Source organism: Actibacterium sp. (genome assembly GCF_041584535.1).
Lineage (GTDB): Bacteria > Pseudomonadota > Alphaproteobacteria > Rhodobacterales > Rhodobacteraceae > Actibacterium_D.
This window is the reverse complement of record NZ_JBFHDW010000031.1, coordinates 1-13,788: the sequence shown is the minus strand read 5'-3', so window position 1 is coordinate 13,788 and position 13,788 is coordinate 1. Positions and strand designations below refer to the sequence as shown.

8 protein-coding genes are annotated in these 13,788 nt (G+C 62.8%); 3 read left to right on the top strand and 5 right to left on the bottom strand.

What is annotated here, in order from left to right:
* Positions 1 to 386 precede the first annotated feature (386 nt).
* The gene (locus tag ABYW26_RS02890; RefSeq protein WP_372603265.1) at positions 387 to 2,390 is read left to right on the top strand and encodes a sigma-54-dependent Fis family transcriptional regulator; all 2,004 of its coding nucleotides are present in this window, start codon (positions 387 to 389) and stop codon (positions 2,388 to 2,390) included.
* A 136-nt stretch (positions 2,391 to 2,526) separates the two neighbouring features.
* Here the strand turns inward: ABYW26_RS02890 and ABYW26_RS02885 are convergent, their stop codons facing one another.
* The 5 genes from ABYW26_RS02885 to ABYW26_RS02865 all read right to left on the bottom strand — a co-directional run bounded on the left by ABYW26_RS02885 (position 2,527) and on the right by ABYW26_RS02865 (position 10,283).
* Positions 2,527 to 3,348 (bottom strand): hypothetical protein, encoded by an 822-nt coding sequence (locus ABYW26_RS02885; RefSeq protein WP_372603264.1) that lies wholly within the window; start codon positions 3,346 to 3,348, stop codon positions 2,527 to 2,529.
* Positions 3,345 to 5,615 carry a hydantoinase B/oxoprolinase family protein gene (locus ABYW26_RS02880; RefSeq protein ID WP_372603263.1) on the bottom strand — a complete coding sequence of 757 codons (2,271 nt, stop codon included), beginning with the start codon at positions 5,613 to 5,615 and terminating at the stop codon, positions 3,345 to 3,347. The genes ABYW26_RS02885 and ABYW26_RS02880 overlap by 4 nt, the downstream gene beginning before the upstream one ends.
* Before the next feature lie 64 nt (positions 5,616 to 5,679).
* Positions 5,680 to 7,836: a hydantoinase/oxoprolinase family protein gene (locus ABYW26_RS02875; protein ID WP_372603262.1), complete on the bottom strand. Its 2,157-nt coding sequence runs from the start codon at positions 7,834 to 7,836 to the stop codon at positions 5,680 to 5,682.
* A gap of 110 nt (positions 7,837 to 7,946) precedes the next feature.
* Positions 7,947 to 8,333 carry an acetone carboxylase subunit gamma gene (locus ABYW26_RS02870; protein ID WP_372603260.1) on the bottom strand — a complete coding sequence of 129 codons (387 nt, stop codon included), beginning with the start codon at positions 8,331 to 8,333 and terminating at the stop codon, positions 7,947 to 7,949.
* Positions 8,334 to 8,348: 15 nt separating this feature from the next.
* Positions 8,349 to 10,283: a hydantoinase/oxoprolinase family protein gene (locus tag ABYW26_RS02865; protein ID WP_372603259.1), complete on the bottom strand. Its 1,935-nt coding sequence runs from the start codon at positions 10,281 to 10,283 to the stop codon at positions 8,349 to 8,351.
* A gap of 365 nt (positions 10,284 to 10,648) precedes the next feature.
* Here ABYW26_RS02865 and ABYW26_RS02860 point away from each other — a divergent pair, with 365 nt between their 5' ends.
* Together ABYW26_RS02860 and ABYW26_RS02855 are read left to right on the top strand one after the other, a co-directional pair.
* On the top strand, positions 10,649 to 12,484 hold the full coding sequence (locus ABYW26_RS02860; RefSeq protein WP_372603258.1) for a sigma-54-dependent Fis family transcriptional regulator: 1,836 nt from the start codon (positions 10,649 to 10,651) through the stop codon (positions 12,482 to 12,484).
* A 110-nt stretch (positions 12,485 to 12,594) separates the two neighbouring features.
* Entirely contained in the window at positions 12,595 to 13,632 is a 1,038-nt protein-coding gene (locus ABYW26_RS02855) for a zinc-dependent alcohol dehydrogenase family protein (RefSeq protein ID WP_372603257.1), read from the top strand.
* Positions 13,633 to 13,788: the final 156 nt, after the last annotated feature.

Sequence of the window (13,788 nt, the reverse complement as noted above, 5' to 3'; positions counted from 1 at the left end):
GCCAAACAAGGACTTGCGGCGGATGGCCCGAAATCGGCGCCGCAAAACCGTCCGATTTCCGGACGGTGCCACCCGGCAGGGCGTTCGGAACCCGGACGGGCGCCGGGCGCGGTCGGGGCGAATACCGGACGGGTGCGCGCCCCGCCACCGCCCCTGCGCCCTAGGGGTGATCCCCGGTTTTGGCCCCGCTTTCGCGCCGCCTCAAGATGCTCAGGAAACCGCTCAACCCCCTGCGCAAACGTAAAAAAACTGTTTGCGCGGCCAAAGAATGTTAAACTGTCCACAGAAAAAGGCTCACGGGCGGCCAAGGTCGCCGCGATGCCGACGGAGTTCTGTCCCAGGGAGGGGGCGGCCGACGGTCAGGCCACGACGGGAGGAATGCTGCAATGCCGGGAACCGCTTTGCGCCAGAAATTTTCACGACCCGAGAATGACCGGCAGGTCATGACCTCATGGGAGCGGTTCTTGCAGGGTGACGAACCCGGCTCGGATGCGCTGCGTCGGTTGATCGACGATTCATGGCGCCGTTGTCACGGCAAGGTCGACCCGACACGCGATCAGGCACCGCCGCCGATCTCGGGCGATCCGCTGTATGGACTGCTGGAACATAGCGCCGATCTGATCGAGGCCAGCGCCTCGGTCATGGCGTCAGCGCGCGATTTTCTGTCCGAGACCGGAACGGTAATGGTGCTGACCGATGCGGCGGGGGTCGTATTGTCGATCGAGGGCGACACCTCGCTGCGCGACCCGGCCGAGAACATCCACCTGATGCCCGGCGCAAGCTGGAGCGAGGCCAGTTGCGGCACCAACGCGATTGGCACCGCTTTGGAAATCGGGCAGGCGATTCAAATCCATTCCTCCGAACATTTCTGCTCGGGCATCAAGCGCTGGTCCTGTTCGGCCAGCGTGATCCGCGACCCGATCAGCCAGACGATCCTGGGCGCTATCGACATTTCCGGCCTGACCGACAGCTATAGCCGCCACGAACTGGCGTTGGCGGTTGCGGCCGCCGGGCGGATCGAAAACCGGCTGGCGCGGCGGGAAATGAACCTGCGCTACCGGTTGCTGGATCATTACCTGAACCGCCTCAACCAAGCCGGGCGCGATGGTCTGATCGTGTTCGATCGCTATGGGCGCGCCGTCAAGGCCAACGACCGGGCGGCCGAGCTGATGACGCATCTGGCCAAAAGCCGCAACGATCAGGCGACCACGATCCGCGATCTGACCCTGCCGTGGCGCGATGGCAAACTTGCGCCGGAAAAAATGCCGTCATGGGTCGATCACGACTGGATCGAACCGGTGACCGCCGAAGGCGAGCGGCTTGGCTCGATCCTTGTGCTGCCGGACCGCAGCGCGCTGGTGCGGCGCACAGCCATTCGCGACGTGACGCAATCCGCCCCGACCACGGATGCCTTCGGGCGGCTGATCGGTGCGGCGCCGCCCTATGTGGCCGCAGTGCGCCGGGCGCGGCAATTGGCCAAGGCCTCGGTTCCGGTGCTGTTGCTGGGCGAAACCGGCGTCGGCAAGGATGCATTCGCCCGGGCGTTTCACGACATGGGCCCCAATCCCAAAGGGCCGCTGATGGCGGTCAATTGCGGCGGCTTTTCGCGTGAATTGCTGACCAGCGAGCTGTTCGGCTATGCCGAGGGCGCGTTCACCGGCGCCAAGCGCGGCGGCATGACCGGCAAGATCGAAGCCGCCGATGGCGGCACGCTGTTTCTGGATGAAATCGGGGAAATGCCGCTGGATCTGCAACCGCATCTGTTGCGCGTTCTGGAATCCGGCGAGGTTTGCCGCATCGGCGAGAACCACCCGCGCAAGGTCAGCTTCCGCCTGATCGCCGCCACCAACCGCGACCTGCAAGCCGAGGTAAAGGCCGGGCGGTTCCGCATGGATCTGTATTACCGCATCGCCGTGACCTCGCTGGCACTGCCGCCCCTGCGCGAGCGGCGCAGCGACATCGTACCTCTGGCCCAGCATCTGCTGGCCCAGATCGCCGCGCGCTATGACCGCCCTGCCCCTCAGATCGGCCCCGAGATGCAACGCGCGCTGGAACAGCACGACTGGCCCGGCAATATCCGCGAATTGCGCAATGCGCTGGAAGGCAGCTTGCTGATCTGTGACGGCGACCGTCTGGAGGCCGAACATCTGCCGCACGATCTGGGCTTGGCCGAGATGTCGTCAAGTGAGACCCCACAATCGGATCAACCCGCGATCAGCCCGCTGGAACTGGTCGAGCGCGAAGCGATCATGCGCGCGATCCGGGCCCATCAGGGCAATCTGACGTCGGTCGCGCGGGAGTTGGGGATCGCGAAAAGCACGCTTTACGTCAAGCTGGACCGCTTTGGCCTGAAGGAAAGCGTGGCAATCCTGCGCACGGCGCAAGCCTGATCCACTCCCTAAAAGAATGACGGCGCCCCCGGAGGAGAGGGCGCCGTTTTGGCGTGGGTCCGCACAGTGGAGAATAGCCGCACCGACCCGCCAGAGCCGCACACGGGGAGATGTGCGGAACCGCTTCAGGGCCGCCCTAGCCGCGCAACCGGGCCAGCGCGTCCAGAACCGCCTCAGGGGCGTGGCCCACCGGGATTTCGGCAAAATAAAACTGGTCCGCGCCGCGCTCGGGCAAGTCGCCGGTCGCAAACAGTTCGGTGCTGACATCGCGGCCCGTGACCCCGGCATCGGCACCGATCACGGCATCGAACACCTGTGCGCCATCGGGGGCGACATTGCGACCGACCACGGCCCAGCGGTAATGTTTCGCCGCGTTCAGCACCGGGGTATAGCGCGCCGCCGGACCCGGCTCGGGGCCTTCCTCCAGCAACAGGCCACCCACCGGGCGTCCGGCCACGCAGCGCAGGAAATCGGCCACATACATCGCCGCATCCTCGACCGCGTCGTCATCGACCTCGGTCGGGCGCCCTGCCATCTGCTGTGCCTCGGCCAGCCATGCGCCGGGGGCGGGCATGACCAGAACCATCGGCACCTGCCCTTGCAGATGGGCGGCGACGGCCTCGGCCACCTCGTCAAGCAACCGGCGCGGGCCGTCCTCTTCCAGCATCCGCCGCAACGGATAGGTGGCGCGTTTCTTGCTGCCCATCTCGGCGACCAGCGCCGGATGATGAGCCAACCACGAGCGGAACAGATCGCCCAGATCGACCTCGGCCACATCACCGCGCAACAGGCCGCGCGCCTGCGAGAAATAGGACAGGTATTTCGCCGCGCCTTCGCCCCATGGATCGCCGCCCTCACCCAGCAGAAGCCGCCGGGCATAGCCCGACGACTTCAGCCAGATCCGCAGCGCCTTCGTACCCGTCGCAGCGGGTAGATCTTCTGCTAGATATTGGCTCATTTCTTTTCGTCTCCCATGGCTCCGGCGGCAACAAGACGGGCCTCCAGTTCGGCGATGCGCACGTCTTTCGGATGCATCATGTAGTTGGGACGCGGTTGATTGCCTCTGCGGGTCACCTCGGGCGAGCCCATATACAGCGTGCCGACATCATCGCCCCAGCATCCGAAATACTGCAGATGCGCGGGCGGCTTGGGCTGGTTCCAGCCTTTGACGAACTCGGCATAGGGAACCGAGCGCGCAATCCGTGCCTGACGTTCTTCGGCACGGGCGGCCTCGGTCGCGTCAAAGTCGATGGCCAGCGTGTCGGCATCGAACACCACCTTATACAGGCGGGCCGCGACTTCGGGCGAAATCAGGCCCTCTTCGATGTCACGGATGACATTCTCGGGATCGCGTTCCAGCAAGTCGCCATAGCCGGCGCCCGCGCCCTGGCTGATCATGAACAGTTCGCCCCGTTTGGAAATCTCAAAGCCCATCCCCATGTGATGCGTCGAGTAATCGGCATCATCGAAGGGCTGTTCGTTCATGATTTCTTCGATCGAGTGACGGAAGCGCTCGGGCTCGTTCATCAGCACGTCATAGACGTCGACGTTCTTGACCTTGGACAGCGGATAGGTGCCGCAGGCATAGCCACCGAACAGACCTTGCAGCGGCGGGATTTTCGCGCCCTGCGCAGTGGTCATAAAGCCCCACTGCTCTGAGTCCTTGGTCGCCACCATCATGGTATAGCCCTGGCCACCCCGGTATTTGCCCGGAGCAATGGCATCGCGCGTCATCTTTTTCGACACAAGCTGCAGGAACGGCACTTCTTCTTCGTTCAGCTCCTGTTCGCCGATATCGGCCATGGTCGCAAAGATCGGCGCCAGCGCGTGTTCGCCGTCACGGTTGGCCGTGGCCCCGGCACCCATCCCGTTCAGGTCGGCGCAAAGGTTGCCCAGAGTTTCGCCATGCTGGCTGACCCCACCCCAGATGAAGGTGTTGATCATGTTGAAGGTCGGCGCATGCACCTTGGTGAACTTTTCCGGGCAGGAATACAGGAACTTTGCCACTGCATGCTGGCCCGCCGTGAAGCCGGTGAAGATCGACATCAGCGATTGCGAGTTCGGCGCGTCATACGAGCAGTTCACGATCGAATGCGGATCGGTGATCACCTCGATCGGGGCGAACGCCGCCTGACCGCGCGGAAGATCCGGCCAGACATAGCACAAGAACACCTGCGCCAGCATGCCCTTCAGGCCGGCCACGATGGTATTGGTGGCGCGGTTGGTGAATTCAGGGCTGGAGCCGCGGAAGTCAAAGATCAGCCGGTCGCCGGTTTTCGTCAGTTTGCAGTTGATCTTGACCACACAGTTTTCACGCAGGGTCGAGTCCTGAATGATATAACTGCGCACGGTCATGTCCGGCCATTCCGAGATCCGGCGCTTCACTTCGGCGCGCACGTTTTCCATGGTCAGACGCAGGGTCGCCATCAGTGCCTCGGGGCCATCGGAGTTCAGGGTTTCCTCGATCCGCTGCTTGATCCGCAGACAGGCGAACAGTTTCACCTTCATGTCTTCATATTGCAGCTTGGGCTCGCGCACCGAGTTTTGCAGGAAGGTCAGGATATCGCGCTTGATCTGATAGTTCTCGACCACCTTGAACGGCGACATCTTCAGGCCTTCGTCGGACGGGCTTTCGGCCATGGACGGCATACCGCCAGGTTCGATCGCGCCGTTTTCGCCTTCGTGCACGGTCGAAGCGACCCAGCACACCAGTTTGCCCTTGTGGAAGATCGGAATGATCATCGACTGGTCGGTGTTGTGCACGTTGCCATAGCGCGAGTCGTTGTGGATAAAGCCATCGCCCTCGTTCACGCCGACGGTCGGTTCGTTCATCCAGTTCTTGATGATGAACTTGATCGGATGGTGCACAAGCGCCGAAAAGATCAGCACGCCGCCCGCCGAAGCGATGGCAAGGTCGCCACTGGCGGAATAGACGCCGGTGATCACGTCGCCCCATTTCGCGCCGGGGGCTGCCCCCATCTGTTCGACCATCTCATAGCCTTCGTCACAACCCGACTGAATGCGGTCGCGGATCTTGGCAATGGTATGGGCGTCGTTGACGTTGGCGATGGCGGCGTCCTCGATATCGGTCCGCGGCATCAGGTCATGGTTTTGCATGATCTCGGGATCGGGGCCGAGAAACAGCGTGGTGTCATCAAGAAACTTCTTGATCAGGTTCATTTCTTCCAGAGTGGGCGTTTTGGCCGGGGTAAGCATCTTGTTCATGGGACTCTCCTCCTGTCGGGGTACGGGTCCCCGGCGCCTCCTCTGCGCCGGGGACCGGATTGACTTAGTGACGGGTGACCGGCGCTTCGTTGCGCAGGAACCACGAGGCATCCTGTTTCGCCGCGACATAGGTCCAGCCGGGGTTCACAAGGAAGGTTGTGACCTCAGAGGCGACAATTGCCGGCCCCTCGATCTCGACGCCCGGAGCGATGTCCTTGCGGGCCCAGACCGGGGTATCGAACGCCTGGTCGAAGCCGACGAAGTGACAGGTCCGATGGCTTTGCGGCGCGGGGGGCGCCTTGCGCTCGGGCTTGGGCAGCGGCTTGATGTCCTCGAACTTGACCGTCTCGTGCTTGGCATAGGCCGCGACCCGGATGGTGTTGATACGGATGCCGGCCTCGGGCGCCTGAGAGCCTTCGCCAAAGCGTTTGCCGTAGTCGTTCGAGAATTGCGAAATGATCGCCAGAACATCGGCCGGGCCGTGCACTTCGTGCGACGGGATAACGGCCGTGGTCTGCACCAACTGGTTGCCATAGCGCATGTCCAGTTCCAGATCGTGCTGGATCTGATCAAGCGGCACACCCTGACGCAGCAGGTCCTGCGTGCCCTTTTCCTTGAGGTCGCTCACAATCGCATTGAAGCGGTCGTAATCGTCAAAGATGTGACGGGTGTTGCTGTCGTAAAGCACCATGTACAGCGACTGTTCGTGGATATGCAGCTGGTGCATGTTGCCGGCGCCGACGGCCGAGAACACCGACGACAGCGGCGGGGCCAGAATCTTGTCGATCGACAGGTTCTGCGCGATGCCGCAGCAATGCAGCGGACCGTTGCCGCCATAGGCCAGCATGGTAAAGTCCTTCGGGTCATAGCCCCGGGCACGCAGCTCGGTGAACAGACCGTTGGCCATGTTGTCATCGACCTTTTCGCGGATCAGCTTGGCCGCCTCGATCACGTCGCAATCCAACTCGTCGCACAGGGCGTCCTCGACCGCGGCCTTGGCACGGCGCGGGTTCAGCGGGATCGACCCACCGGCATAGTTCTCGGCGTCCAGATAGCCCAGCAACAGGTCGGCGTCGGTGACGGTCGGGCGCATGCCGCCGCGATCGTAACAGGCCGGCCCCGGATCGGATCCGGCGCTTTCGGGCCCGCATTTCACCGTCTTATACATCCGGTCATATGAGGCAATAGACCCGCCACCGGCGCCCAGCGTCACAAGGTGAACCATCGGCACCGACACCAGCCAGCGGTCGATAACCGGGTTGAAGTCATAGTGCTTGATCCCGCCTTCGACGACGATACCGATGTCATACGAGGTGCCGCCCATGTCGGTGGCGACGACATTACCCAGTTCGGCCTGAAGCGACAGGTGCTCGGACGCACCGATCCCCGACACCGGACCCGAGTGGATGGTTTGCAGCGCATCGGTCGAGTTGAGCTGCGCCATGCCGCCCGAGTTGTGGATCACCAGCATGGGTTTCTCATAGCGATGCGCCCGCAGGTTCTGCTCCAGCGCCGACAGCGCGTGATACATCGTCGAGTGCAGGTAACCATCGACAATGGCCGAGGTCGCGCGGACATATTCGCCTTTGCGGCCCGCAACCTGATGCGACAGGATCACCGGGATCGCCCCCAAAAGATGCGACGGGTATTCCTCCAGCACGATCTCTTCGATCCGCTGTTCATGCGCCGGGTTCACAACCGAGTTGACCAGCGCAACCACGATGATCTGCGCACCACGGTCGACCAGTTCGCGCAATTGGCGACGCACGTCTTCCTCGTCCAGTTTCATCACCATGTTGCCCTGGAAATCCAGACGCTCGCGGACGCCGTAGATCATGTGCGGCTCGACCAGAGGGTCGGGACGCTGGGCGTTCGGCATGTCCTGCTGGCCAAGATTGTCCAGACCTTCGCCATAGCCGCGCGCCCGGCTGAGAGGCACGGTCGCCTCATAGCCTGCCGTCACCAGCATGCCGATTTTCGGGCCTTTGTGCTCGATCAGCGCGTTGGTTCCCAGCGTGGTGGCATAGCGCACGCTGTCCACCTCGCCGAGAATTTCCTCAAGCCCCAGACCCAGCGTATCGCAGGCCTTGCCCAGAGCTTCGTTAAAGCCCATCGCAAGGTTGTGATGCGTCGTCAGGGCCTTGGTTTCGATATATTGCTGGCCCCAAACGACAAAACAGTCGGTGAAGGTGCCGCCGATATCAACGGATACACGTTTCATTCTCGCTCCCTTTTCTGCTGCGGGGACGGCCATCCTCCTCGACGGCGCTCGCTCCCCGGGATCTCCCGCGCCGGTGTGGCGCGGGCTTTGGTCTTGTTTCGGTGTCGCGCTTAGTGGCCGTGGCCACGCTCAGGCATCACGACCGGCCCGGCATCCGGCAGAGCCGCAGGACCGCGGGCCATCCATTGCGCCTTGAGGGCGGCAACATCGACCTGCATGTCCCAAAGCGGGGGATGCCCCGGAATGGCGTATTCGGTTTCGACCTGCGTGCCGCAATTCGGGCAGCAGAATTCAAGAATGCGCACCCATTCCGGATCCGGGCTAAAGGTGAACCGGTATTTGTCCGGGTCGATGATCGGCGGGTGAATTTCGCGCGGGTCACGGTTGTGAACCAACAGACCCTCTTTGTAATTCCCTTCGGCCGGGGCGATCACGTGATCGCAGACGCGGCACTCCCACTTCTCGGTTTCCAGATCAATCCGCAGATATTCCGTCATCGGAATTTTCATCGTTCAGCCCTCCCGGTCCAAAATCACGTCGCCCGCATCCGAGACGACAAAGCTCCAGCCCGCAGGCACGCGAGCGGTGAAATAGTCTTCTTCAAGGATCGCAGGACCCGAGGCGAAATCGCCCTTGGCCATGCTGCCCAGCCGATAGACCGGCAGATCGGCGCGGCCCTGACCCGGCACCAGAACGTTGCGGGTGTCCGCGGCCTTGGCCTCGGCCTTGCGGGTGACCGCAATATGGCCGGTATCGCTTTGACGCAGGCTTTTGATCGCGCTCAGTTCCAGTTCGATTGCCGAAGCCGTCGCCAGCGCCTGGGGGAAAGTCGCCCCGTCGGTGATCGGATAGGTGACCTCGCCGTCATCGGTCTGCGCGACCAACTGGGCGACGATGGTGTAGGTGCCCGGACCAAAGCCTTCGGCGAACATGTCGCGCGATGCCTTGATCTTCAGCGCCGCAAGCGCGTCGTTCAGGCTGGCCGTATCGGCCCCCGTCAGGCTGACCGCATAGCGTTGCGACACGTCGCAGGCGCCGATGCCATAGGCCGAAAAGACCGCTGCCATCGCCGGAACCGCAACGCGGGAAATCCCCGCCTTTTCGGCCACGCCGCAAGCGTTCAGCGGACCAGCGCCGCCAAAGGCCATCATCACCGTATCCGGGGCAATCTTGGTGAACCGGTGCAGTTCTTCGGCAATCTTTGCCTCGAACGCATCCGACATCGCGATCAAAGCGGTGTCCAGATCAATGCCCAGCGGCTCGGCCACATTGGCCATGATCGCCGCTTCGGCACGCGCCAGATCCAGCCCCATGCCGCCGCCGAAATACGACTGCGGATCGAACAGACCCAACAGCAGGCTGGCATCGGTGATGGTCGCCTCTTTGCCGCCGCGACCGAAACAGGCCGGGCCCGGCAAGGCGCCGACGCTTTCGGGACCGATGGTGATCTTGCCGTCTTTCACCCGGAAGATCGAACTGCCCCCGGCACCGGCCGAGATGATCTCGCACAGCGGGAACGAGACCGAGATCCCTTCGACATGACCCCGGCGAATTTCGGCAAGCGCACCTTCCGTGCATTGGCCGATATCGGTCGTGGTGCCGCCAACGTCGATCGAAACGGTATCGCGGAAGCCATATAGCCCGGCAAAGGTCTTGACCCCTTCCATGCCGCCACGCGGCCCCGAGGAATAGGTCTTGATCGCCACGGTCTTGGCCACGCGCGAAGCGTCGCCGTCATTGCGGAAGATCAACAGCGGGTTTTTCGTGCGATAGGCCCGCAGACGATTTTCGGCGTTATAGAGGAAAGCCTCCATCGACGGGTGCAGGAAAGAGTTGATGACCGCCGACCAAGCGCGGCGATCCGGGTTGACGTCGGTGGTCAGGTCCGAGGCATAAAGGACCGGCACAGCGCCCAGCAAATGGCGCGGGTATTTGCGCAGCGCGATCTTTTTCACGCGCTCTTCGGCCGCTTCGAAGCCGTCGCCGCCAAAGCAGACGACCAGCCGGTTCGCGCCCATCGCGGTCAGTTGGTTGATCACCTTGACCACATCGACCTCGGCGTCGTCGCCGTCCAAAGTCGCCATGTCGACAAAGGCCACGCGGTCACCGATCAGGGCATCATAAACTTCGGGATCATGCGACCGCAGCGCCGCCACCAGGGCCTTGGACCCGGTGTCCAGCACCAGACCCAGCTTGGGGCCTTTGCGCTCGCAGATCGCGTTGGTGCCCTGCGTGGTGGAATAGCGGATCAGGTCCACTTCTTCGAGCAGACGTTTCACGTCCGCCGCGCCATAGACCACTTCGGAAGCCTTGGTCAGGCCCTCGAAAAAACATTTCGACAAATCGTAGGGTGTGGTCAGAACCTTGGTTTTCTGAACGCCGTCATCCGACATGATACACACATCGGTCAGCGTCCCTCCGTTATCGATATTGATCTGAAATGCCATCGTGCATCTCTCCTCCCATCTTTGTTGCGCAGTGATCCTGCCTTGAACGGCGTGCCAGACGCCGGGGCCACGGTCCTTGCGGCGATTGGGGCTCCTCTCCCTATGGCCGGACCGTCGATCCTGCCCCTGAGGGATGCAGGTTTCGTTCCACAGGCCGCCGCGCGACCCGAAAAAAGTTTCAAGATATTGTTATTGCTAGTTTTTTATTTTCTCATTTTATCTGCCACCAGATTTCCGGCCCGGCAGGCGTTCGATTGTCGAACGTCCGGACGCCCGTGGTGACCGGACGCCGGACGGCCAAATCGGTGATTTGACACGGGTGTTTGGCGGTGCTCTATTTTAGCGGTCTGACCGGAGCAGAACCGATGCAATCACCGCGCAAGGAAGAGTGGGAACAGTTCAGAAGCCTTGGCCTGACCCCGCCCGGCGTGCGTGATCTGGTGGCGCAATCCTGGCACCGGGCGACCTTGTATAACCTGCCTGAAACCCGCAAACGCGCGCCGCTGATCGACGCGGCCGAATTCCCGACCCTGCACCGGCGCAATGGCGATCTGCTGGGCGCCTCCCGCGAAATCGTGGCCCGCCACATCGAAATGCTGCGCGAGAACCGGACGATCCTTGTGCTGTGCGACGCCCGCGGCGTGGTTCTTGAGGCCGACGGCAGCCCCGATATCGTCGACCGCGCCCAGGACGACCGCCTGCTGATAGGCGGGTGCTGGAACGAGGCCGCGATCGGCACCAATGCGATTGGCACCGCCCTGCACATCGGAAAACCGGTGCAGATTTCCGGCGCCGAGCACTTCTGCGAAAACATCCAGAAATGGAGCTGCGCCGCCGCCCCCATTCATCACCCGGCAACCGGCGCCCTGATGGGGGTTCTGGATATTACCGGCCCAAGCACCGACCAGCACGCCTATGCCGCCGCCCTGTCGATTGCCATTGCCGGACAGGTCACGGCGATCCTGAATGCCACGCTATCACAGGAACACGCCGCGCTTTTGGACGCGGTCTTGGGCCGTGACAAGACCGATGGGTTTGTGCTGTTCGACCGGTTCGGGCGCTGTGTCAGGGCCAGCTCTGGCGACGCGCTTGCCTATTTCGATCCGCAGGTTTGCGAACGGATATCCGGCCTGGCGCGTCATTTACAGCATCAACCCGACCACCGGATCGCGGCCGAGTTCGCCGCACATATCCCCGGCGCCGATGCGGAAATCATTTACCGGAACGGCCAGCAGATCGGCCTGCTGGCGCATCTTCGGCGCCAGGATTACGTCGTCCCGCGCATCAAGCTTCCGGCCCCGTCGCGCAAGCCGCAGTCGCGCATAGGCGCGCTGACGCCGCCATCGGTGCTGCAAACGCCGACATGGAAACAACTGCGCGCGCGGGCGCGTGACTATCTGATCGCGCGGGTTCCGCTGGTTCTGACCGGCGAAAGCGGCACCGGAAAGGAAACATTGGCCGGGGATCTGGCCACCGCGTTCGCGTCCGAGGGGCCGGTCGAGGTGCTGCACTGTGCCACGCTGACAGCTCAGGCGCTGCGCCGGGATCTGGCACCGGGCGGGGCGCTGTATGAGACCTGCCGGCGCGGCGGGCTGGTTGTGCTGCTGGACCCGGCCGAAACCGCGCCCGACCTTTTGCATCTGCTCACCAGCCACCTTGCCCTTGGCGCGGGGCAAAAGCCGCGGCTGCTTTCGGTCAGCCCGACCGATCCCGAAACGCTTGTGAAAAGCGGCCGGGTGCGGCGCGACGTTTACGACAGCCTTATAGGTGCCCAGCTTGGCCTGCCGCCGCTGCGGGATCAGCGCGCCGAGATCCTGCCCTTTGCCCGGGTGTTCGCGGAACAAGCTGTGACCGGGTCGCGGCGCCGTCCCATCCGCTTTACCCCTGCGGCGCAACGCCTGCTGAACGCTTATGACTGGCCCGGCAACCTGAAAGAGCTGCGCAACCTTGTTCAGGCGCTGTCGGTGACCTCGCAAAACCGGCTGGTCGATGTGCCGGACCTGCCGCTGGCCGTAACCACACCGCCCCACCCCCGCCCGCGCGCCGAAGCCCTGCGTGAACGCGAACGTGCGGATATCGAGGCAATGATCGACGCGACCGGCGGCAACCTGTCCGAAGCCGCGCGGCGGTTGGGGATCGCGCGCTCGACGCTGTATCTGAAACTGGAAAGTTTCGGACTGCGCCCTGCCCGAACCCAATAGCGCCGCACCTGTCCGACCCTGTCCGAAACACTGTATTAAAATCGGACACCTCTGGCACGCGATAGCTTGGCATTCTGCGACCGGAATTCCAACTATGGGAGGAGAATTCAATGAAAGCACTAGTCTATCAGGGACCGGGAAAACGGGCCTGGGTCGAGAAACCGATGCCCAAGATCGAACTGCCGACCGATGTGGTCGTGCGGATCACCAAAACCACGATCTGCGGCACCGATCTGCATATTCTGAAAGGCGATGTCCCGACCGTGGCCGAAGGCCGGACGCTGGGCCACGAAGGCGTTGGTATCGTTGAAGAAGTCGGCTCGGGTGTGCGCACGTTCAAAAAAGGCGACGCGGTTCTGATTTCGTGCATTACCGCATGTGGCAGCTGTCCGAATTGCAAGCGTCAGCTTTATTCGCATTGCTCGGATGGCGGCTGGCAACTGGGCCATCTGATCGACGGCACGCAGGCCGAATATGTCCGCATTCCCCACGCAGACAACTCGTTGCACCCGATCCCGGCGGGGTCGGACGAAGAGGCGCTGGTGATGCTGTCGGACATCTTGCCGACCGGGCTTGAGATCGGGGTTCTGTCCGGTCAGGTTGGCCCGGGTGACACCGTTGCGATCGTTGGCGCTGGCCCGATCGGCATGGCGGCGCTGCTGACCGCGCAATTCTATTCGCCCGGTCGGATCATCATGGTCGACATGGACGCCAACCGTCTGGAGGTTGCCGGTCAGTTCGGCGCAACCGATCTGATCAACGTCTCCGAAGGCAACGTGGTTGAAAAGCTGCGCGCGCTGACCGGCGGCGTCGGTGTCGATGTGGCAATCGAGGCGGTCGGCGTCCCCGCGACCTTTGACGTCTGCCAACAGATCATCGCCCCCGGCGGCCGCATCGCCAACGTCGGCGTGCATGGCGCCTCGGTCGAGTTGCATCTGGAAAACCTGTGGATTCAGAACATCAACATCTCGATGGGGCTGGTGAATACCAATACCACCCCCATGCTGATGAAAACGGTGCAGTCGGGCAAAATCGACCCGGCCAAACTGATCACCCACCGGTTCGACCTGAACGACATGATGGCGGCCTATGACGTGTTCGGGAATGCCGCGAAAGAAAAAGCGCTGAAGATCAACCTCAGCGCCTGACCCAAAATGCGCGCCCGTCAGGCACGGGCGCGCATACCGCAACGCGACCGCGCCGACCGGATGGCTTGCCTTTTCAATCGCAGTCAGATCCGGACCCGCATCTCATCGGGCAAAAGCCTTTTCCCGAGAAGCGTTCCCGGATCATCGGCCGCATGG